Raw genomic sequence first — 22,652 nt, forward strand, 5'->3', positions numbered from 1 at the left:
CTGGGCGTTAACTGCTAAACTGCCGCCCTGTATTCATCGCTCAGGCGATAGTCACCTTTCAAGAGCTATAAATATTGTGGAAATTTTCAAAGAGTTTACCTTCGAATCTGCGCATCGCTTGCCTTACGTGCCTGAAGGCCACAAATGCGGCCGCTTGCATGGTCACTCATTCAAGGTGGCAATCCATTTAAGCGGTGATATCGATCCGGCCACCGGCTGGATTCGCGATTTCTCAGAGATCAAAGCGATTTTCAAACCACTTTATGAGCTGCTTGATCACAACTACCTGAACGATATTCCGGGTCTGGAAAATCCAACGAGCGAAGTGCTGGCAAAGTGGATCTGGCAACAGCTCAAGCCTTTGCTACCAGAATTATCTGCGATACGAATTCATGAAACCTGCACCAGTGGTTGCATCTACTACGGTGATTGAATAAATCGCTCCAAAAAAACCACCTCTCAAGGTGGTTTTTTTGCTTTTACAGAAGGTAAAAGCGTGCCGATCACTGTTTAAAACTTACCACCACTTTTCTCGGCCCAAAAACAAACCCCCTGTCTGCGTTAGCAGACAGGGGGTTTGGAATTTAATCTTGACGATGACCTACTCTCACATGGGGAAACCCCACACTACCATCGGCGATGCATCGTTTCACTTCTGAGTTCGGGATGGGATCAGGTGGTTCCAATGCTCTATGGTCGTCAAGAAATTCGGTAGCCAGGTCGTTTACCTTTCGGTTTACGCTCCAGCGAATGGGTATGTAATAGTTTGGTGTTTTGTGAGTCGCAAACTTTCGGTTTGTATCGTCTTCACACACCGCAATCTGGTCTCTTCGACGCAAATTGCTTGGGTGTTATATGGTCAAGCCTCACGGGCAATTAGTATTGGTTAGCTCAACGCCTCACAGCGCTTACACACCCAACCTATCAACGTCGTAGTCTTCGACGGCCCTTTAGGGAACTCAAGGTTCCAGTGAGATCTCATCTTGAGGCAAGTTTCCCGCTTAGATGCTTTCAGCGGTTATCTTTCCCGAACATAGCTACCCGGCAATGCCACTGGCGTGACAACCGGAACACCAGAGGTTCGTCCACTCCGGTCCTCTCGTACTAGGAGCAGCCCCTCTCAAATCTCAAACGTCCACGGCAGATAGGGACCGAACTGTCTCACGACGTTCTAAACCCAGCTCGCGTACCACTTTAAATGGCGAACAGCCATACCCTTGGGACCGGCTTCAGCCCCAGGATGTGATGAGCCGACATCGAGGTGCCAAACACCGCCGTCGATATGAACTCTTGGGCGGTATCAGCCTGTTATCCCCGGAGTACCTTTTATCCGTTGAGCGATGGCCCTTCCATACAGAACCACCGGATCACTAAGACCTACTTTCGTACCTGCTCGACGTGTCTGTCTCGCAGTCAAGCGCGCTTTTGCCTTTATACTCTACGACCGATTTCCGACCGGTCTGAGCGCACCTTCGTACTCCTCCGTTACTCTTTAGGAGGAGACCGCCCCAGTCAAACTACCCACCATACACTGTCCTCGATCCGGATAACGGACCTGAGTTAGAACCTCAAAGTTGCCAGGGTGGTATTTCAAGGTTGGCTCCATGCAGACTGGCGTCCACACTTCAAAGCCTCCCACCTATCCTACACAAGCAAATTCAAAGTCCAGTGCAAAGCTATAGTAAAGGTTCACGGGGTCTTTCCGTCTAGCCGCGGATACACTGCATCTTCACAGCGATTTCAATTTCACTGAGTCTCGGGTGGAGACAGCGCCGCCATCGTTACGCCATTCGTGCAGGTCGGAACTTACCCGACAAGGAATTTCGCTACCTTAGGACCGTTATAGTTACGGCCGCCGTTTACCGGGGCTTCGATCAAGAGCTTCGCGTTAGCTAACCCCATCAATTAACCTTCCGGCACCGGGCAGGCGTCACACCCTATACGTCCACTTTCGTGTTTGCAGAGTGCTGTGTTTTTAATAAACAGTCGCAGCGGCCTGGTATCTTCGACCGGCATGGGCTTACGCAGTAAATGCTTCACCCTCACCGGCGCACCTTCTCCCGAAGTTACGGTGCCATTTTGCCTAGTTCCTTCACCCGAGTTCTCTCAAGCGCCTTGGTATTCTCTACCCAACCACCTGTGTCGGTTTGGGGTACGGTTCCTGGTTACCTGAAGCTTAGAAGCTTTTCTTGGAAGCATGGCATCAACCACTTCGTTGTCTAAAAGACAACTCGTCATCAGCTCTCGGCCTTAGAATCCCGGATTTACCTAAGATTCCAGCCTACCACCTTAAACTTGGACAACCAACGCCAAGCTGGCCTAGCCTTCTCCGTCCCTCCATCGCAATAACCAGAAGTACAGGAATATTAACCTGTTTTCCATCGACTACGCTTTTCAGCCTCGCCTTAGGGACCGACTAACCCTGCGTCGATTAACGTTGCGCAGGAAACCTTGGTCTTTCGGCGTGGGTGTTTTTCACACCCATTATCGTTACTCATGTCAGCATTCGCACTTCTGATACCTCCAGCAAGCTTCTCAACTCACCTTCACAGGCTTACAGAACGCTCCTCTACCGCATCACCTAAGTGATACCCGTAGCTTCGGTGTATGGTTTGAGCCCCGTTAAATCTTCCGCGCAGGCCGACTCGACTAGTGAGCTATTACGCTTTCTTTAAAGGGTGGCTGCTTCTAAGCCAACCTCCTAGCTGTCTAAGCCTTCCCACATCGTTTCCCACTTAACCATAACTTTGGGACCTTAGCTGACGGTCTGGGTTGTTTCCCTTTTCACGACGGACGTTAGCACCCGCCGTGTGTCTCCCATGCTCGGCACTTGTAGGTATTCGGAGTTTGCATCGGTTTGGTAAGCCGGGATGGCCCCCTAGCCGAAACAGTGCTCTACCCCCTACAGTGATACATGAGGCGCTACCTAAATAGCTTTCGAGGAGAACCAGCTATCTCCGAGCTTGATTAGCCTTTCACTCCGATCCACAGGTCATCCGCTAACTTTTCAACGGTAGTCGGTTCGGTCCTCCAGTTAGTGTTACCCAACCTTCAACCTGCCCATGGATAGATCGCCCGGTTTCGGGTCTATTCCCAGCGACTAGACGCCCTATTAAGACTCGCTTTCGCTACGCCTCCCCTATTCGGTTAAGCTTGCCACTGAAAATAAGTCGCTGACCCATTATACAAAAGGTACGCAGTCACCCAACAAAGTGGGCTCCCACTGCTTGTACGCATACGGTTTCAGGATCTATTTCACTCCCCTCTCCGGGGTTCTTTTCGCCTTTCCCTCACGGTACTAGTTCACTATCGGTCAGTCAGTAGTATTTAGCCTTGGAGGATGGTCCCCCCATATTCAGACAAAGTTTCTCGTGCTCCGTCCTACTCGATTTCACTGCAAAGATGTTTTCGCGTACAGGGCTATCACCCACTATGGCCGCACTTTCCAGAGCGTTCCGCTAACATCAATACAGCTTAAGGGCTGGTCCCCGTTCGCTCGCCACTACTAAGGGAATCTCGGTTGATTTCTTTTCCTCAGGGTACTTAGATGTTTCAGTTCCCCTGGTTCGCTTCTTAAGCCTATGTATTCAGCTTAAGATACCTAACTTATGTTAGGTGGGTTCCCCCATTCAGACATCTCCGGATCAAAGTCTGTTTGCCGACTCCCCGAAGCTTTTCGCAGGCTACCACGTCTTTCATCGCCTCTGACTGCCAAGGCATCCACCGTATGCGCTTCTTCACTTGACCATATAACCCCAAGCAATCTGGTTATACTATGAAGACGACATTCGCCGAAAATTCGCATGTTCAATTAAGAACGTTCACAAATTTTACCTTAGCCTGAATAAACACCAGTGAAAGTGTTATCCAGTCTAACTTTCTATTACATACCCAAATTTTTAAAGAACGATCTAATCAAAAAGATCAGAAATCAACATTCACCATCGTTTGATGGAATGCTCATTTCTAAGCTTTACGACAGAAAAACCACAGAGCGACTCTGCAGTTATCGTCTTCTACAATGAATCAAGCAATTCGTGTGGGAACTTATGGAGCAGCTGATGTCGTCGATTAAGGAGGTGATCCAGCCGCAGGTTCCCCTACGGCTACCTTGTTACGACTTCACCCCAGTCATGAATCACACCGTGGTAACCGTCCTCCCGAAGGTTAGACTAGCTACTTCTGGTGCAACCCACTCCCATGGTGTGACGGGCGGTGTGTACAAGGCCCGGGAACGTATTCACCGTGACATTCTGATTCACGATTACTAGCGATTCCGACTTCACGCAGTCGAGTTGCAGACTGCGATCCGGACTACGATCGGTTTTATGGGATTAGCTCCACCTCGCGGCTTGGCAACCCTTTGTACCGACCATTGTAGCACGTGTGTAGCCCAGGCCGTAAGGGCCATGATGACTTGACGTCATCCCCACCTTCCTCCGGTTTGTCACCGGCAGTCTCCTTAGAGTGCCCACCATTACGTGCTGGTAACTAAGGACAAGGGTTGCGCTCGTTACGGGACTTAACCCAACATCTCACGACACGAGCTGACGACAGCCATGCAGCACCTGTCTCAATGTTCCCGAAGGCACCAATCTATCTCTAGAAAGTTCATTGGATGTCAAGGCCTGGTAAGGTTCTTCGCGTTGCTTCGAATTAAACCACATGCTCCACCGCTTGTGCGGGCCCCCGTCAATTCATTTGAGTTTTAACCTTGCGGCCGTACTCCCCAGGCGGTCAACTTAATGCGTTAGCTGCGCCACTAAGAGTTCAAGACTCCCAACGGCTAGTTGACATCGTTTACGGCGTGGACTACCAGGGTATCTAATCCTGTTTGCTCCCCACGCTTTCGCACCTCAGTGTCAGTATCAGTCCAGGTAGTCGCCTTCGCCACTGGTGTTCCTTCCTATATCTACGCATTTCACCGCTACACAGGAAATTCCACTACCCTCTACCATACTCTAGCTTGCCAGTTTTGGATGCAGTTCCCAGGTTGAGCCCGGGGATTTCACATTCAACTTAACAAACCACCTACGCGCGCTTTACGCCCAGTAATTCCGATTAACGCTTGCACCCTCTGTATTACCGCGGCTGCTGGCACAGAGTTAGCCGGTGCTTATTCTGTCGGTAACGTCAAAACACTAACGTATTAGGTTAATGCCCTTCCTCCCAACTTAAAGTGCTTTACAATCCGAAGACCTTCTTCACACACGCGGCATGGCTGGATCAGGCTTTCGCCCATTGTCCAATATTCCCCACTGCTGCCTCCCGTAGGAGTCTGGACCGTGTCTCAGTTCCAGTGTGACTGATCATCCTCTCAGACCAGTTACGGATCGTAGCCTTGGTGAGCCATTACCTCACCAACTAGCTAATCCGACCTAGGCTCATCTGATAGCGCAAGGCCCGAAGGTCCCCTGCTTTCTCCCGTAGGACGTATGCGGTATTAGCGTCCGTTTCCGAACGTTATCCCCCACTATCAGGCAGATTCCTAGGTATTACTCACCCGTCCGCCGCTCTCAAGAGAAGCAAGCTTCTCTCTACCGCTCGACTTGCATGTGTTAGGCCTGCCGCCAGCGTTCAATCTGAGCCATGATCAAACTCTTCAGTTCAAACATCTTTGGGTTTTTAAGAAACCCTAAACTTGGCTCAGCAATCGTTGGTTACATCTTTGATTTCTCGCGGAGTAACTTGTGATGCTGATAATCTTGTTGACTATCAGCCTGACTCCACAAGCACCCACACGAATTGCTTGATTCAGTTGTTAAAGAGCGGTTGGTTTAGCTTTCGCTGAACCGAGGCGCGCATTCTACAGCAGCCTCTGTTGCTGTCAAGCGGTTATTTTAAGATGTTTTCAAAGTTTCCTCTGTAACATCAACCACTTGCGCTTTCGATCTCTCGTTAGCGGGAGGCGAATTCTACAGCGTTACACGCTGCTGTCAACACCTCATTTCCTGCTTCGATGACTTGAAGCTGACACTGCCGAAAACCAATCCAACTCATTGAAACTCAAGGAGTTTTCCGTTTCGACTGCGCCGGAAGTGGGCGCATTATAGGCCGCTGTAAATCTGAGTCAAGCATTAATCCAAACTATCGACCTTACGAGCTTCATAGGTAGAAAACCCACATTGAATGCGCACTATATTGCACATCCAGAATTACCCAAGCATCATGCCTGTCTTTAAACCTTCTGCCAGGCACACCTATCAATGATAAAGCCCCCCCATAGCTTCGTAGCAACGCTATTCCCTGTTGGCTTGCTACTCATTGCCATGGCCTCGATCCAATCCGGCGCCTCGCTGGCAAAAAGCATGTTCCCTATTATCGGCGCACAAGGAACAACCAGCCTGCGCCTGACATTCGCCAGCCTCATCATGTTCCTGATACTGCGACCATGGAGAGCCAAGTTCACCACCAAGTCCTTGAAGACCGTGATCGTTTACGGGATCGCCCTGGGAGGAATGAATTTCCTCTTCTATATGTCACTGCGCACTGTTCCGCTGGGTATTGCAGTTGCTCTGGAGTTTACGGGTCCTTTGGCAGTGGCTATTTATAGCTCCCGCAGACCTATCGACTTTATATGGATCGGCCTGGCCATCACGGGACTCCTACTGCTCATACCCATTGGTGAAAGTGTTCAAGGCATTGATCCAACGGGCGCTGGCTACGCGCTAGGTGCCGGGGTCTGCTGGGCGCTGTACATCCTCTATGGACAGCGGGCCGGTGCGGACAATGGCGTTCAGACCGCAGCATTGGGCGTCATTATTGCGGCTCTGTTTTTCGCACCTATCGGGGTTTACCACGCAGGGGCGGCATTGCTGACCCCTGGCCTGATCCCAATAGCCATTGGTGTAGCACTCTTATCGACAGCACTGCCTTACACGCTTGAGATGATTGCTCTTACACGCATGCCCACCCGAACATTCGGCACTTTAATGAGCATAGAGCCTGCCTTTGGGGCACTTTCAGGGCTGCTGTTCCTGAATGAGGTCTTGTCGTTCACACAGTGGATGGCCATCTCTTGCATCATAATGGCCTCAATCGGTGCGACCTTAACGATGCGCAACCACTCAAAACCGATCGTCACCGACAATAAGCACGCCATTTAACTCTGCTCTGGTAATTAACTCTCATTTAAGGGATGTTTGTCCCTTGAGAATCACATGAACCGATTCCGGATAAGGATATCCACTAAAACCATGGGGAGATGGTCGCCGATTCTCGCATCCCGTAAATCCGACGCAAACGCTTAAGGACAGGAATGAAACGAATTTTGGTAGCTTTAGCCGTACTCGTTGTAACCGGCTGCGCAGCAACCTCGGAAACTGCCGTCAAGCATGGAAAACGAGGATTGCATATCAATTGCTCTGGATTGTCCTCATCGTGGAACAAGTGCTACGCCGAAGCCGTCAAATCCTGTGGAAGCAAGGGATACCGGGTGGTAGCCAAATCGGGCGATACCGCAGAAGAACCAGGGGACTATCCATTCGGCCTGAACCCAGCCGGCTATACCAGCCGCAGCATGATTGTTATCTGCAAGTAACGCCCCGCCCAGCCATGCCGTCGAGCGAGCCGACAGCATGGCAAGGAGATCAGGCAGTTATCGTAAGTGGTGCCGTACGCTCCAGCAGCCACTCAAGCGCAGACCCGACAAGGTACGGGCTCAAACGCTCGCGAACCAGCGCATGATAGGCGTCAAACCATTCGCGCTCTTCCAGGGTCAGCAATGATGGCTCCAGACAGCGCGTGTCGATTGGGCACAGCGTCAGGGTTTCAAACTTCAAGAATGCCCCAAACTCCGAAGTTCCCGCCTCACGATTCAACACCAGATTCTCGATTCGCACTCCCCAACGACCCGGGCGGTATGTTCCAGGCTCAATCGAGGTAATCATCCCTGGCTGCATCGCAGTATGTGGTGCCGGCGCAGCCTGATACGCAATAACTTGAGGCCCTTCATGCACATTCAGGAAGTAGCCGACCCCATGACCTGTCCCGTGCCCGTAATCGACGTGCTCAGCCCAAATCGGCGCCCTTGCGATCGAGTCCAGCAAAGGTGACAGGATCCCTTTTGGAAATTGAGCCCTGGACAAGGCGATCACACCTTTAAGCACACGGGTACAATCGTGTTTCTGCTCGCGGGTTGGCGTACCAACAGGGACCATACGCGTGATATCGGTTGTGCCTCCCAGGTACTGCCCACCCGAGTCGATCAACAACAAGCCATCACCTTCAATCACAGCATGCTCTTGCTCCGTTGCGTGGTAATGCGGCATTGCGCCATTGGCATTAAAAGCCGCAATGGTGTTGAAGCTTAACGATACAAAGCCGGGGCGGCGGGCACGAGCAGCGGTCAACTGCTCATCAATAGTCAACTCGGTAATGCGCTCACGCCCAAGGGCTGTCTCCAGCCATGCAAAGAACTCACAGAGCGCAGCACCATCCTGCTCCATAGCCTGACGGATATGGACCGCGTCCTCGAGGCTCTTCTGAGACTTGGCCAAGGTAGTTGGATTCAAGCCTTCAACCAGTTTCACCTCAGCCTGTAAATGACCGAGCAGCCCGCAGGTCACACGGGCAGGGTCCACCAATAGACGAGTTGAACCCGGCAAAGACGCCAGAGCCGCATTGATCTCAACGTAATCACGCAGCTCAACGCCATCAGCCTCAAGTGTCTCGCGCAGTTCGACACTGATTTTATTCAAGTCCAGAAACAAGGTAGCCCGCGAGGCCTCGACCAATGCAAACGAAACGAACACTGGGTTGAAGGAGACATCCGAGCCTCGCAGATTAAACAACCAGGCGATGTCATCCAGAGTCGCAATAAAATGTGCATCCGCCTGGCGCTGCTTGAGTGTTTCTCGCAACTGCGCCAGTTTTACAGCCCGACTGACCGTCGCTTGCGGCGGCAGATGCTCATAAACCGGCTGTACCGGCAGTATTGGACGGTCATCCCAAACCTGGCCAAGCAGATCGATATCCGTACGTAAAACGGCACCACGCTCTTTAAGCTTGCTCTCGAGTGTGCGTGCAGATGCCAGGGCGAGCACTGCGCCATCAACGGAAACCGTTGCACCTTCAGGTGTCTGCTCGGCCAGCCACTCCAGAGGACCCGATTGCCCGGGTAACAGCTTGACCAGCTCAATGGTACTGCCCTTCAGCTCTTTGGCCGCCTGCTCCCAGTAACGACTATCAGCCCACACTCCGGCAAAGGTTGGCGTCACAATCAATGTTCCAACCGAACCGTAAAAACCCGACAGCCATTGGCGTCCTTGCCAATACGCAGGCAAGTACTCTGAAAGATGGGGGTCAGCCGAGGGCACCAGCAGCGCATATATACCGTTCTGGCTCATCAACGCCCGGGTACGCGCCAAACGCTCCACAACCGGTACTGGATTCAACGACTGAGTACTCATTCTGTCTCCTGCTTATCACTGGGGATTATTATTGGTCGCTAGTGATCATGGATCAGCCACTACCGTTGGGCAACCGCCCAAAACGGTGCCGGCGCGGCGACAGAAGCTTTAATCGCCTTCACTGCGGCATCTATATCCTGCTCGCTGGTGAAGCGCCCAAGACTCAGGCGGATTGTTCGGCTGGCTTTATCGGCATCATGCCCCAGGGCCAGCAGCACGTGGGACGGTGCATTACTCGCCGAGTTGCACGCTGAAGTTGCCGAGTACGCGAGGGAAGCACTCAGGATTGCGCTGTTGAAGTGCCCTTCGCTGAAGGTCAGGCTCAAGGTATGGGGAATTCGCTCTGTCGGACAGCCATTACATTGCAGCCCTTGCACATCGACCAACTGCTCAAGCAAGCGCTGGCGAAGTCCGCGAATGTGAGCCAGCTCCTGAGCAAATGACTCACTGGCCACTGCAAATGCAGCGCCCATGCCTGCAATTTGATGAGTCGCCAGGGTTCCTGAGCGCAAACCGGACTCATGCCCGCCACCATGAATCTGTGCCTGTAGCCGATCCTGCGCACGCGGCCCCACATACAAGGCGCCGATACCTTTGGGACCATAGATCTTGTGCCCCGAGAACGACATCAAGTCTACCGCCCACTCATCCAGGTCGATGGCAACCTTGCCCGCTCCCTGCGCGGCATCGACGTGGAACAGCGCACCATGCTCGCGGACCCGGCGCCCGATACCCGGAATATCGTTGACCGTGCCCAGTTCATTGTTGACCAGCATCAACGACACCAGCAGTGTGTCGTCGCGCAGAGCAGCATCTACCTGATCGGCACTTACGAGCCCATTGGCATCAGGGGCCAGATACGTCACCTCAAAACCCGCCTCTTGTAAAAAGCGTGCAGTGTCCAACACCGCCTTGTGCTCGATCTGACTGGTGATGATATGCCCGCGGGACTGACCACCCGCCTGGGCCACACCTTTTAGCGCCAGGTTATTGGACTCGGTCGCACCCGAGGTCCAGATAATCTGCTCAGGCCTGGCATTGATCAGTTTCGCGACCTGTTCACGGGCCAGTTCTACCGTCTGCCGGGCTTGCTGACCAAAGACATGGGAGCCAGAGGCCGGATTGCCAAAGTTGCCTTCAAAACCCAGGCAATCGACCATCACCTGAATGACACGAGCGTCCACGGGAGTGGTGGCCGCGTAATCGAAATAAATAGGTCGCTTGTTCATTGTTCAAATCCACTGAGCGCATTCCGGAAACAGGCAGTGCCTGGTACCGGAGAGTGAAGCCACGAGAAAATGCGGCCGTTAGAGATAACCGATTGAGCCAGGTGAAAAAAGGTGCATTCGACAGGAAGGCCGTAGGATATGTCTCAAATCTGGGCTATCTGGAAAGCAGGAGCTTATAAAGCGCTAAAAGCAGGTCATCACGCAAGTCCGATATGCAATATCGATATATAAATATGGAATTAGGTTAGTTTACGGAATAACAAAATGACTTTATAAAGCAGCCTTCGGCTTTCCTTTTGTGGGCAGAGCCCCTGTTAAAAGGAGCTGTCAATGCAGCTTTTAACATTACCTGCCACCCCGGCACTGGCCACGTCCATACGCGCCACGGCACAAGTGTTTGAAGACCCCGCGTCCAAAGCCCTGTTGGCACACTTGCAACAGATAGCGCCCAGTGACGCCAGCGTACTGATCATTGGTGAAACCGGCACCGGCAAAGAACTGGTCGCCCGGCATATCCACCAACTCAGCCACCGTCACAACCAGCCATTTGTGGCCGTCAATTGCGGCGCCTTTGCCGAGTCATTGGTGGAAGCTGAACTGTTTGGCCATGAAAAGGGGGCTTTTACAGGCGCGCTGACTGCAAAAGCCGGATGGTTTGAAGAGGCCGATGGCGGCACATTATTTCTGGATGAGATCGGAGACTTGCCGCTGACCATCCAGGTAAAGCTGCTACGCGTCCTGCAAGAGCAGGAGGTCGTGCGGTTGGGCTCGCGTAAAAGCACACCGATCAACGTGCGCGTACTGGCTGCCACAAACGTCAATCTGGAACAGGCCATAGACGCCGGGCATTTTCGAGAAGATCTGTACTACCGCCTCAATGTCGTCAGCCTTGCGCTGCTCCCGTTACGTGAGCGCCCCGGGGATATCCTTCCGTTAGCCAGACACTTCCTTAAATCCTATCGCCAACGGCTGCCTCATGGACCAACGGCACTCAGTGAATGTGCCGAACACGTACTGATCCACCATCCTTGGCAGGGCAATATTCGCGAGCTTGAAAATGTCGTGCATCACAGCCTGCTCCTGTGCCGCAATCAGACCATTACGGTACAAGACCTGCGCCTGTCCCAATCACGCAGCAGACGCCAGGACTTCGCGCTGCAACAACCCGCCACGCATACCACCCGGGACTTGTTACAACGCGCCTTTCGGAAACTGTTCGAAGAAGAGCCGGGCGCCCTGCATGAAGCCGTTGAAGATACCCTGCTGCGTACGGCCTATGAGTTTTGCCATCACAATCAGGTACACACTGCAAAATTGCTGGGTTTGAGTCGCAACGTCACTCGAACACGCCTGATCAAGCTCGGAGCACTTTCAGTCAATGTTCGTCGCACGGAGCCCGACGCCCTCGCCTATTGAAAGCCTGCCCCCATCGCAGTTGCCTGACGATACCTCGGAACGTTTGGCAACATCGCTCGATGCCGGGTTGGGCGACCCACGCGGGTTCAGTGGGTCCGATCAACCACAAAAGGCCTATCGCCGCTATTCACGCTTATCGGTAAGATGACGTCCTTCCTGCGCGTTTGCGCTGTACGTCCCGCCGAATTAAGTCGATCCCATGCCTTTTGAACTCAGCGTAGATTTGACCACCCTCGCCATTCTGGCCGCCGTTGCCTTTGTTGCCGGATTCATCGACGCCATTGCCGGGGGCGGGGGGCTGCTCACCACCCCTGCCCTGCTCACCGCAGGCTTGCCGCCACATCTGGTGCTGGGCACCAACAAGCTCAGCTCGACATTCGGCGCAGCCACCGCGAGCCTTACCTTCTACCGACGCAAACTGTTCCATCCTCGCGAATGGAAGCTGGCCATTTTCGGAACCCTCGCCGGTGCACTGATCGGCGCAGTTGTCGCCCACTACATGCCCGCCGAATGGCTCAACAAAATGCTGCCGGTGATTGTTTTCGGTTGCGGACTCTACTTGCTGTTTGGCGGCACTCCCAAAACGCCTGTCGACAACGACGCGCCGATCAAAAAGAAATGGCAACTGCCCCAGGGCCTGGGCCTGGGATTTTATGATGGCGTAGCCGGGCCGGGTACGGGCGCGTTCTGGACCGTCAGCACCATGCTGATGTACCCGGTCGATCTGGTGAAGGCCAGCGGTGTGGCGCGCAGCATGAATTTCGTCAGCAACATTGCAGCGCTGTCGGTGTTCATATTCTCCGGCCATGTGGACTGGGTGATCGGTCTGACCATGGGCTTTGCAGTCATGGTCGGCGCCTTCTTCGGCGCCCGCAGCGCAATCAGCGGCGGGGCCAAATTCATTCGCCCGGTGTTTATCACCGTGGTATTGGGTTTGACCGTGCGCCTAGCCTGGCAGCACTGGTTCGGCATGGCCTAAACGACGGGCTACATACAAGTCGATGAGATAACGCGCAATTGAGCGCGACGCCGGCAACGGCGGCAGCCGGTGCACATTGAACCACTGCGCATCTTCTATCTCGTCGGCCTGAGGCACGATATCGCCTCCCGCGTACTCGGCGTGAAAACCCAGCATCATGGAGTGCGGGAACGGCCAGCACTGGCTGCCCACATACTGGATGTTCCTGACCTCCACCTGCACTTCTTCGCGCACTTCGCGAATCAGGCAATCCTCGGCCGACTCCCCCGGCTCGGCGAATCCCGCCAGAGTGCTGTAGACCCCCGGTACAAAGCGCGGTGAACGGGCCAGAAGCACTTCATCGCCCCGGGTAATCAATACAATCATGCTGGGCGAGATACGTGGATAACTGCGCAAATCGCAGGCCGCGCAATACATCGCACGCTCCCTCGGCACCTGCGTCATGGCCTGCCCGCAGCTACCACAAAAGCGATGCTCACGAGCCCAGGTGCCAATTTGCGCGGCATAACCCAGCACCTTGTACAGCGTGTGGTCATCGCCCAGCATGAAGGCACGCAAGCCCTGCCAATCACAGCCCTCGACCTGGGCCGCACTTGCAAGCTCGAGCAGGTACACCGGCTCGCCGTCCAGGTGTCCGATGCCATGCTCCGCCAGCACAGCAAGGTCCTGGCGCTTGAGCCACTCCCGGGAAAAGAGCGGGCCATTGTGATTGATCAAGAACCCGTCGGGGCCGCGCGCCACGGCCCAGCCTCCAGTCAGGTCTGTATCCAGTACTGCCGTGATCCAACGCGGTGTCATTAAATGATCCTTGTTCAGGTTACAAAGACGTCAATCCAGAAACTCGGGTTTTTGCTTGGTCATGTGCGCCGTCATCGCCAGCCGCAAGTCGCTGGACTGAAGCATCGCCGCGTTCCAGGTCGCAACATATTCCAAACCATCGTCCACACGGTGATCGCGCATATAGCTGATCATCTGCTTGGTGCCGGCAATGGCGATGGGGGATTTGCTGGCGATTTCCAGGGCAATTGCCATTACCCCGTCCAGCAACGCCTGATGATCGCTGTAGACGCGGTTGACCAGGCCGATAGCTCGGGCCTCATCCGCCGCGACCATCCGCCCGGTGTAAGCCAGTTCGCGGAGCATGCCATCACCGATGATGCGCGGCAAACGTTGCAAAGTCCCCACGTCAGCGGCCATGCCCATGTCGATTTCCTTGATCGAGAACTGCGCATCCTCGGCGGCGTAGCGCATATCACAGGCCGCGATCAGGTCAATCGCCCCGCCCAGGCAATAGCCCTGAACAGCCGCCAAAACGGGCTTGCGACAATGATCCACGGCATTGAACGAGGCCTGCATTTGCAGAATCTTGCGCCGTAGCATGCGGGCATTACGGCCCACATCCTTGCCCATCTCATTGGCTAACGATGCCAGCAGCATCAAGTCGATACCGGCTGAAAAGTGCTTGCCTGCACCACTGAGCACGACAACCCGTACGGCATCGGTTTCATCAATCCACTGGAAGATCTCGATGATCTCGGTCCAGAACGCCGCGTTCATCGCATTGACCTTTTCAGGCCGGTTGATCTGAACGTGGGCAATGTTGCCGTTTAACTCAACCTGAAAAGCCTGGTAGTCGGACATAACCTGAATCCTTTATGGGGCGCTGTCGCCGCTCAATGAGCGGCGGACTATAACAAGCCTGACCGGCCCCAGGCAGGCCGCGATTGCGCCAAACTACGGACAAAATGACCTGCCTGAATAGCCCTCAACGCTGCAGGATAAAACGCTCTATCACCTGGGCAACGCCGTCTTCGACATTGCTGCCAGTGACCTGCATCGCCTGCTCGCGAACCTGCGCTTCGGCCTGCCCCATGGCGATCGACAGCCCGGCACGATGGAACATCGCAGGGTCATTGCCGCCGTCGCCGATCGCTACCGTACGCTCAAGGGGCACACCCAAATGCTCGGCCAGCGCTGCAAGGGCATCGCCTTTGTTGGCCTTGAGTGCAGTGATGTCCAGATAACGGGCCTGCGACCGGCTGGCCGATGCCTCCCCGCTCAACACCTGCTGCAGACTCTGTTCAAGCTCCACCAGCAGTGGCGCATTGCTGGTAGTGGCCACGATCTTGTCCACTCGATGCAAATAAGGTTCAAAGCTCTCTACCACTAAGGGCGCATAACCCAGCCCCTGTTGTTCGTGGGCAACCATCGGGCCCAACGGATCGCGCAACAGCCACTCATCGTCAGCAAACACCCAGATTTCAACGTCATGTCCGGACAACCGGGCCAGCGCCTTCAACACCGCCTCGTACGGCACATGATGGGACTGCAAATAGCTGCCATCGGCGTTTACCAGCACTCCGCCGTTGAATCCTGCAGTGGGCAATTCAATACCCAACTGCCGGATATACTCGCGCATGGCCCTGGGCGGGCGGCCGGTAGCCAGGGTGAAATGAATGCCTGCAGCCTGCAACGCCTTGACCGCAGCCAGGTTGCGCGGGCTGATGGTGTGGTCGGGCAACAGCAAGGTGCCATCCATGTCGCACAGCACCAATTCAACGGAGTCCAGCTTCACGTCACTCATCCTATGTTGAGCCAGACGCGACCATCGCGAGCCAGCAACTCTTTGGCCGCCTCCGGGCCGTCTTCCCCGGCCTTGTAAGGCTGAACGTCAGTGTGTTCACGCCACGCATCCAAAAAAGGCTGCACACCACGCCAGCCGTTTTCAATATTGTCGGCACGCTGGAACAAGGTCTGGTCACCGGTGAGGCAGTCGTAAATCAACGTCTCGTAGCCTGTGGAAGGCTGCATTTCGAAGAAGTCCTTGTACGCAAAACCCAACTCGATATTGGCCATTTTCAGCCCGGGGCCCGGGCGCTTGGCTTGAAGGTCAAACCACATGCCTTCGTTGGGCTGGATCTGGATACGTAAATAGTTGGGCTGTAAACGTTCAACTTCGGTGTCGCGGAACTGTGCATAAGGCGCAGGCTTGAAACAGATGGCGATTTCAGTGTCGCGCGCACTCATGCGTTTGCCGGTGCGCAGGTAGAACGGCACACCGACCCAGCGCCAGTTGTCGATCATCACCTTGAGCGCCACAAAGGTTTCAGTGCTGCTGTCAGCAGCCACGTTGTTCTCTTCGCGGTATCCCACGACCGGCTTGCCGCCGGACTCACCCTGGGTGTACTGCCCGCGTACAGAATTTTTCAACGCATCTTCTTTCGACCAGGGGCGGATTGCTCCAATCACCTTGGCTTTTTCACCGCGCACTGCATCGGCCCCAAAGGCTGCGGGGGGCTCCATCGCCACCATCGCCAGCAGTTGAAACAAATGGTTGGGCAACATGTCGCGCAAGGCGCCGGTGTGTTCGTAAAAACTGCCACGTGTCTCGACCCCGACGGTTTCAGCCGCAGTGATCTGCACATGGTCAATGTAATGATTGTTCCAGAAGGCTTCGAAAAGCCCGTTGGAGAAACGGCTGACCAAAATATTCTGGACGGTTTCCTTGCCCAGGTAATGGTCAATCCGGTAGATCTGCTTCTCGCTCATGACATTGAGCAGGCACTCATTCAATGCTTGAGCTGTCTGCACGTCAGAGCCAAAAGGTTTTTCAATGACGACCCGGCGAAATGCATCGGGGGTTTCCTTGAGCAACCCGCTGGCACCCAGCCGCTGCACGACTTCGCTGAAAAAGCGTGGTGCAGTGGCCAGGTAGAACACCGCATTGCCAGTGCCGCTGGCGATGATTTTCTGCTCCAGCGCCCCGTAGGTGCTGTCATCCAGAAAATCGCCCTGCACGTAGCTGATGTTCTTCGCCAACGAGGCCCACAAATCGGCATTCAAGCCTTGCCCGTCAGGATGATCCACCTTGCTGGACGCTTCATTGCGAATGAAGTCCTCCAGCTTTTTGGCAAAACCCTCATCACTGATCCCATTGTGGTCAACGCCCACAATGCGCAGGCCACCGTCCAGTAAACCGTCACGACTCAAGTTGTACAGCGCAGGCATCAGCAAGCGCTTTACCAGATCACCGTGGGCACCAAACAAGAACAGAGTGGTGGGCGGCGCGGGCTTGGCGTCAGGTTTACTGGACAGATCAATCATTTTTTAGACGTCTCCACATGGCCACCGAAACCAAAGCGCATGGCCGATAGCATTTTGTCGCCATAGAGGCTTTGCTGGCGCGAACTGTAGCGGGCAAACAGGGCTTGCGACAACACCGGAACCGGCGTCGACTGCTCCATTGCAGCTTCGATGGTCCAGCGGCCTTCACCGCTATCTGCCACGGCGCCTGAGTAGCCATCCAGCGGCTCATCAGTGGCCAGGGCATCGGCAGTCAAATCCAGCAGCCAGGACGAAACAACGCTACCACGACGCCATACTTCGGCAATATCGCCCAGGTTCAGGTCAAAGCGCTGCTCTTCAGGCAGGTTCTCACCGCCCTTCATCTTCATCAGGTTGAAGCCTTCGGCGTAAGCCTGCATCAAACCGTATTCAATACCGTTGTGCACCATCTTCACGAAATGACCAGCACCTGCCGGGCCCGCATGGATATAACCACGCTCGGCACGATCGTCGTCAGATACACGGTCCTTGGTGCGCGGGATGTCACCCATGCCCGGGGCCAGCGCTGCAAACAGCGGGTCCAGGTGCTTCACGACAGCGCTGTCTCCACCGATCATCATGCAATAACCGCGCTCCAGGCCCCACACGCCGCCCGAGGTACCGACGTCAACGTACTGGATGCCCTTTTCGGCCAGAGACTGCGAACGACGCATGTCATCTTTATAGAAGGTGTTACCGCCATCGATGATGATGTCATCGGCGTCCAGCAGCTGGCTCAGGGTCTCGATGGTGTCTTCGGTCGGCGCACCTGAAGGCAGCATGACCCAGACAGCACGGGGTTTGGCCAGGCCTGCGACCAGCGCTGGCAAATCGGCAACGCCGGTGGCGCCTTCCTGTTCCAGAGCGCTGACAAAGTCGGTATTGCGGTCAAAAACCACGGTTGTATGCCCATTGAGCATCAGACGCCGTGCGATATTCCCGCCCATACGGCCCAATCCAATAATTCCCAACTGCATGTACTGTTGCTCCCAACGACAAATAAATAGGTGTACAGCACCTTAGTGCAACATTGCCCAAGGTGCCCGGTCAGGATCAGTCCTGACACATGGTGCATAGTTTCGCACAAGGTGAAGGGCAGATTCCCGATTCAATACACTCAACAGACGGACGAAGCAGCAAAGATTGCAAAACCAATACCCCTCAAGGTCGCCGAATGCGCCGACACACCCCCCGCAAGCGCAGCTATTGGCGACAAAGTTTTCACATGCACTTGGAGATACTTGAACACTTTGTGGCTGCTCTTTCGTGAGGCAGCCCCCATGTGTTGTGCCTGATTAATAGGCAACAACCATTCAAGTCAGTTATCAGCTGGAGCGCTGTATGGGGATGTTTAAACGCAGCAACACGTCTGCGAAAGGATTTGACTGGGCCGGCCTGGGTTGGCTGTTCCTGTTCTTCTGGTATTTTTCCGGCATCACCCAGCTACTGATCCAGCTGACCGGCACCTCCGGCTTCTCGGGGTTCCGCCAGGCCTTTGTGATGAGTGCCGTCTGGTTGGCCCCTATGCTGATGTTTCCCAAGCACACCCGCGTAATGGCTGCCGTGATTGGCGTCGTGCTGTGGGCCTGCTCGATGGCAAGCCTGGGCTACTTCTTTATCTATCAGCAAGAATTCTCGCAAAGCGTCATCTTCATCATGTTCGAATCGAACATCTCCGAAGCTGGCGAATACATGACCCAGTATTTTGCCTGGTGGATGGTGCTGGCATTCGTGGCCCATACCGCTTTCGCCGTGTTCCTGTGGTCACGCTTGCGCCCGGTGTACCTGCCCCGCGTGCAGGCCTGGGCTGCAGCGGTTGCCATACTGGTGGCGGTTATCGGTTACCCGCTGATCAAACAGACAATGAAGCACGACTCTATGGCCTCCGCCATGGAAAGCTTCGAAAGCCGTGTCGAACCTGCAGTGCCGTGGCAGATGGTAGTGGCGTATCGCCGTTATCTGGAGCAACTGGATAACATGCAAGGCATGCTGGCCAGCGTCAGCAAGATTCCGCCCCTGACCAACCTCAAGGACAACGAAGCCGGCAAGCCAACCACCCTGGTGCTGGTCATAGGCGAATCGACCAATCGCCAGCGCATGAGCCTCTATGGCTACCCGCGCGAGACAACGCCAAACCTCGATAAATTGCGCGATCAACTGGCGATTTTCGACAACGTCGTCACTCCACGGCCCTACACCATTGAAGCCCTGCAACAAGTGCTGACGTTCGCTGACGAAGAAAACCCGGATCTGTATCTCAGTACTCCGTCACTGGTCAGTGTCATGAAGCAAGCGGGCTACAAGACTTTCTGGGTCACCAACCAGCAGACCATGACCAAGCGCAACACCATGCTCACCACCTTCTCCGAGCAGGCTGATGAACAGGTCTACCTCAACAACAACCGCAACCAGAACGCTCGCCAGTACGACGGCGATGTCATTGAGCCGTTCAACAAGATCCTGGCCGACAGCGCCCCGCGCAAACTGATCGTGATCCACCTGCTCGGCACCCACATGAGCTACCAGTACCGTTACCCGCCGACCTTCGACAAGTTCGTGGACCGTACCGGTGTGCCAGCCGGACTGACCGACGACCAGGTACCGACTTACAACAGCTACGACAATGCCGTGTTGTATAACGATTTCGTGGTGTCGAGCCTGATCAAGGACTTCGCCAAGACCGACCCCAACGGCTTCCTGTTGTATCTGTCCGACCACGGCGAAGATGTATTCGATTCGGTCGGTCACAACACCCTGGGCCGTAACGAAGCCAAGCCGACAGCACCGATGTACACCATTCCGTTCATGGCCTGGGCATCGCCAAAATGGCGTGAAAACCACACCTGGAATTTCGCCAGTGACCTCAGCCGTCCTTACAGCAGCTCGCAGTTCATCCATACCTGGACTGATCTGGCCGGCCTGAGTGCCGATGAACTGGACGACAAGAAAAGCCTGGTCAGCGATCAGTTTGTCGCCCGCCCGCAACTGATTGGCGATCCGTACTCGCGCCCGCAGAAAGCCTTGATCGACTTCAGCCTGATCAAGCCTAAACCTCCGGCTGCAGGCAATGTAGCCAAGCAATAAATAACCTGCAGGGCGCCAATGGCGCCCTGCTCGTTTTCAGGCACACACATCACAAATAATTCTCATTACCCCTAAACCTTCTCCTTGTCATTCGTTTGAAGCACTAGACAACTTCATAACAACGACAAGGAGTCGGCAGCGATGTTCGCGCCATTTACCCGTTCCATGACCCTGACACTCGGGCTTATCGGCACTACCGTCAGCCCGCAATTGTTGGCCGACACCGAGCAGGATGACGTAGAGAAAACCTCCCGTTCACTGGAACTGGGCAGTACCAGTGTCACCGCCCAAGGCCTGGGCGCCAGCACCGAAAATACCGGTTCCTACACCACGGGCTCGACCAGCACCGCGACCAAACTCAACCTGAGTATTCGCGAAACTCCGCAGTCGATCTCAGTCGTCACCCGTCAGGAGATGGATGACTTCAACCTCAACACCCTGACCGAGGCCATGCGCCATACCACGGGGATTGTGGTGCAGCACAACGACTCCGACCGGGTCAGTTATTCATCACGCGGCTACACCATCTCCAATTTCCAGATTGACGGGATGCTCAATACGTTCAGTTTTATGAAGACTGATGCCGACACCATCATCTACGACCGAATTGAAGTGGTGCGCGGCGCCACCGGCCTCACAACCGGCGCGGGCGATCCGTCGGGCACCATCAACATGATCCGCAAACGCCCCACCCACCAATTGCAGGCCAAGGCCGGGGCAACAGGCGGCAGTTACGATGACTATTACAGCTATGTCGACGTGGGCGGCCCGCTGGCTTTCGACGGTCGTTTGCGCGGGCGCACCGTGTTGTCTTATCGCGACAGCAAGTCGTTTCGCGATATCTATGCACTCAAGCGTGAAGTGGCCTACGGCATTCTGGAAGCAGACCTGACCGACACCACCCTCCTGGCAGTGGGTTACGACTACCAGGACAAACAGGTAAAAGGGTCGTCCTGGGGGACCACTCCCTATTGGACCGGTTCGGGCGAGAAAGCCAAATTTGGCCGCTCAACCAACCTGGCCACCTCCTGGAGTTCATGGCCGATGAAGGACAAGACCGCCTTCGCCACCCTGGACCAGCAACTGTCCAATGACTGGCACCTCAAAGCGGCCTATACCCATCGCACCAGTGACGCCGAAGGCAAGGTCTACTACGCCGGGGGCGGTTTCCCCAATGCCGATGGCACAGGTATGTCGGCCTATAACAGCCATTTTATCGGCGAAGAAAAAATGACCGCCGTCGACGTCAATATCTCAGGCACTTACCCCTTGTTCGGGCGTGACCACGAGTTGATGGTGGGTTACGGCCAGGCCAAAAACGACAACACGTCACCCTTGATGATTAACCTCAACCCAGAGACCTACGACACCATTCCAAACTGGCAGGACATGAGTTCGATTCCCAAGTATCAGGACTTTAATACCGGCATTGAGGGCAGCCAAAACATCGTCAAACAAAAGTCCGGTTACCTGGCTACACGCTTCAACCTGACGGATGAATGGCATGCCGTACTCGGCACCCGTTATGGCAGCTGGAAAAGCTCCAACGCCAACACCGTGTTTGTTGAGAACAATTCAGGCCCTCTCAAGCACACAAAAGTCAGCCAGACACAAAACGACATCATCACGCCTTACGCGGGCTTGCTGTATGACTTCACCGAGGAGTTGACGGTCTACGCGAGCTACACCGATATTTTCAAACCTGCAACCAACAAGGGCGTAGGCGATGCTTATCTTGAACCGGTGGTGGGTAGCAATTATGAACTGGGCTTGAAGGGCAGCTTCTTGCAAGAACGCCTCAACCTGTCGACAGCCGTGTTCTGGAGCAAGCAGGACAACGTACCGGAAATCGACGACTCAGTGCCTCGCGGCCCCAAGGGCGAGGAATATTACAAATCCGGTGGCAAGGGCAACAAGATCAATGGCTTTGAGGTCGAACTGGCCGGTGAGGTCATGCAGGACTGGAACATGGTCGCCGGTTACACCTACACCCATTCACGCAACGCCGCAGGCCAACGCATGAATACCGCGTCGCCATTGAATCTGGTCAAAATTTCGAGCACCTACCGCCTGCCAGGTGAGTGGAATGCCATGACCGTGGGCGCCGCCGTCAACTGGCAAAGCGATATCTATCGCGCTGCCAACCGTCCTACCGGACAGAAAAATGCAGCGGGTTATCCGATCACCTTTAAAGAAGACATCACCCAAAAGTCCTACACCCTCGTCGACCTGATGGCCCGCTACACATTCGACGAACACGTCTCGGCATCATTGAACGTCAAGAACCTGCTCGATCAGAAGTATTACGAAAACGTCGGCTTCTATAACGGCGTGTTCTGGGGCGAACCGCGAACGGTGAGTGTTGGCCTGGAGTGGACGCTCTAAACCGGAGCTTTATCAAGCACAGCGGGAGCAGGCTTGCTCGCGATG

14 protein-coding genes and 3 rRNA genes are annotated in these 22,652 nt (G+C 54.7%); 7 read left to right on the plus strand and 10 right to left on the minus strand.

All coding sequences use genetic code 11. The features are described 5' to 3' along the window. Positions 1 to 76 precede the first annotated feature (76 nt). Positions 77 to 433: a 6-carboxytetrahydropterin synthase QueD gene (queD, locus tag VSQ83_RS16500; protein ID WP_019410510.1), complete on the plus strand. Its 357-nt coding sequence runs from the start codon at positions 77 to 79 to the stop codon at positions 431 to 433. A 155-nt stretch (positions 434 to 588) separates the two neighbouring features. Here queD and rrf read toward each other — a convergent pair. From rrf to VSQ83_RS16515, 3 genes are all read right to left on the minus strand, one after another. After that, positions 589 to 704, minus strand: a 5S ribosomal RNA gene (gene rrf, locus VSQ83_RS16505). A 151-nt stretch (positions 705 to 855) separates the two neighbouring features. Then, positions 856 to 3,747, minus strand: a 23S ribosomal RNA gene (locus VSQ83_RS16510). Positions 3,748 to 4,072: 325 nt separating this feature from the next. Continuing rightward, positions 4,073 to 5,609 (minus strand): 16S ribosomal RNA (locus VSQ83_RS16515). The 16S, 23S and 5S rRNA genes sit together here, the layout of an rRNA operon. 597 nt (positions 5,610 to 6,206) lie before the next feature. On the opposite strand from VSQ83_RS16515, the gene rhtA reads away from it, so the two are divergent. Both rhtA and VSQ83_RS16525 read left to right on the plus strand, forming a co-directional pair. Then, entirely contained in the window at positions 6,207 to 7,106 is a 900-nt protein-coding gene (rhtA, locus tag VSQ83_RS16520; protein ID WP_326427209.1) for a threonine/homoserine exporter RhtA, read from the plus strand. A gap of 152 nt (positions 7,107 to 7,258) precedes the next feature. After that, entirely contained in the window at positions 7,259 to 7,540 is a 282-nt protein-coding gene (locus VSQ83_RS16525) for a hypothetical protein (RefSeq protein ID WP_133077888.1), read from the plus strand. A gap of 49 nt (positions 7,541 to 7,589) precedes the next feature. On the opposite strand, the gene VSQ83_RS16530 is transcribed toward VSQ83_RS16525, so the two are convergent. Together VSQ83_RS16530 and VSQ83_RS16535 are read right to left on the minus strand one after the other, a co-directional pair. After that, positions 7,590 to 9,410, minus strand: a complete 1,821-nt coding sequence (locus VSQ83_RS16530) for an aminopeptidase P family protein (protein ID WP_219262112.1) — start codon at positions 9,408 to 9,410, stop codon at positions 7,590 to 7,592. A 59-nt stretch (positions 9,411 to 9,469) separates the two neighbouring features. Then, positions 9,470 to 10,639 (minus strand): cysteine desulfurase family protein, encoded by a 1,170-nt coding sequence (locus VSQ83_RS16535; RefSeq protein WP_326427210.1) that lies wholly within the window; start codon positions 10,637 to 10,639, stop codon positions 9,470 to 9,472. Between the two features lie 330 nt (positions 10,640 to 10,969). Here VSQ83_RS16535 and VSQ83_RS16540 point away from each other — a divergent pair, with 330 nt between their 5' ends. Further along, positions 10,970 to 12,055, plus strand: a complete 1,086-nt coding sequence (locus VSQ83_RS16540) for a sigma-54 interaction domain-containing protein (protein ID WP_219262111.1) — start codon at positions 10,970 to 10,972, stop codon at positions 12,053 to 12,055. Between the two features lie 199 nt (positions 12,056 to 12,254). Next, positions 12,255 to 13,034: a TSUP family transporter gene (locus tag VSQ83_RS16545; protein WP_219262110.1), complete on the plus strand. Its 780-nt coding sequence runs from the start codon at positions 12,255 to 12,257 to the stop codon at positions 13,032 to 13,034. On the opposite strand, the gene nudC is transcribed toward VSQ83_RS16545, so the two are convergent. From nudC to gnd, 5 genes are all read right to left on the minus strand, one after another. Further along, positions 13,002 to 13,832, minus strand: coding sequence for an NAD(+) diphosphatase (gene nudC, locus VSQ83_RS16550; protein ID WP_133077893.1), 831 nt, complete (start codon positions 13,830 to 13,832; stop codon positions 13,002 to 13,004). The two genes, VSQ83_RS16545 and nudC, sit on opposite strands and share 33 nt — an antisense overlap. Positions 13,833 to 13,862: 30 nt before the next feature. Then, complete coding sequence (locus VSQ83_RS16555) at positions 13,863 to 14,675, minus strand: crotonase/enoyl-CoA hydratase family protein (RefSeq protein ID WP_326427211.1); 813 nt, start codon at positions 14,673 to 14,675, stop codon at positions 13,863 to 13,865. Positions 14,676 to 14,799: 124 nt separating this feature from the next. Beyond that, the gene (locus tag VSQ83_RS16560; protein WP_326427212.1) at positions 14,800 to 15,618 is read right to left on the minus strand and encodes an HAD family hydrolase; all 819 of its coding nucleotides are present in this window, start codon (positions 15,616 to 15,618) and stop codon (positions 14,800 to 14,802) included. Further along, on the minus strand, positions 15,615 to 17,138 hold the full coding sequence (gene zwf, locus VSQ83_RS16565; protein WP_326427213.1) for a glucose-6-phosphate dehydrogenase: 1,524 nt from the start codon (positions 17,136 to 17,138) through the stop codon (positions 15,615 to 15,617). Before zwf ends, VSQ83_RS16560 begins: the two co-directional genes overlap by 4 nt. Further along, positions 17,135 to 18,115 carry a phosphogluconate dehydrogenase (NAD(+)-dependent, decarboxylating) gene (gnd, locus tag VSQ83_RS16570; protein WP_133077897.1) on the minus strand — a complete coding sequence of 327 codons (981 nt, stop codon included), beginning with the start codon at positions 18,113 to 18,115 and terminating at the stop codon, positions 17,135 to 17,137. Before gnd ends, zwf begins: the two co-directional genes overlap by 4 nt. Before the next feature lie 364 nt (positions 18,116 to 18,479). On the opposite strand from gnd, the gene VSQ83_RS16575 reads away from it, so the two are divergent. After that, entirely contained in the window at positions 18,480 to 20,222 is a 1,743-nt protein-coding gene (locus tag VSQ83_RS16575; RefSeq protein ID WP_133077898.1) for a phosphoethanolamine transferase CptA, read from the plus strand. A 141-nt stretch (positions 20,223 to 20,363) separates the two neighbouring features. After that, positions 20,364 to 22,607 (plus strand): TonB-dependent siderophore receptor, encoded by a 2,244-nt coding sequence (locus tag VSQ83_RS16580; protein ID WP_326427214.1) that lies wholly within the window; start codon positions 20,364 to 20,366, stop codon positions 22,605 to 22,607. Positions 22,608 to 22,652: the final 45 nt, after the last annotated feature.

Source organism: Pseudomonas sp. DSV-1 (assembly GCF_035830915.1).
Lineage (GTDB): Bacteria > Pseudomonadota > Gammaproteobacteria > Pseudomonadales > Pseudomonadaceae > Aquipseudomonas.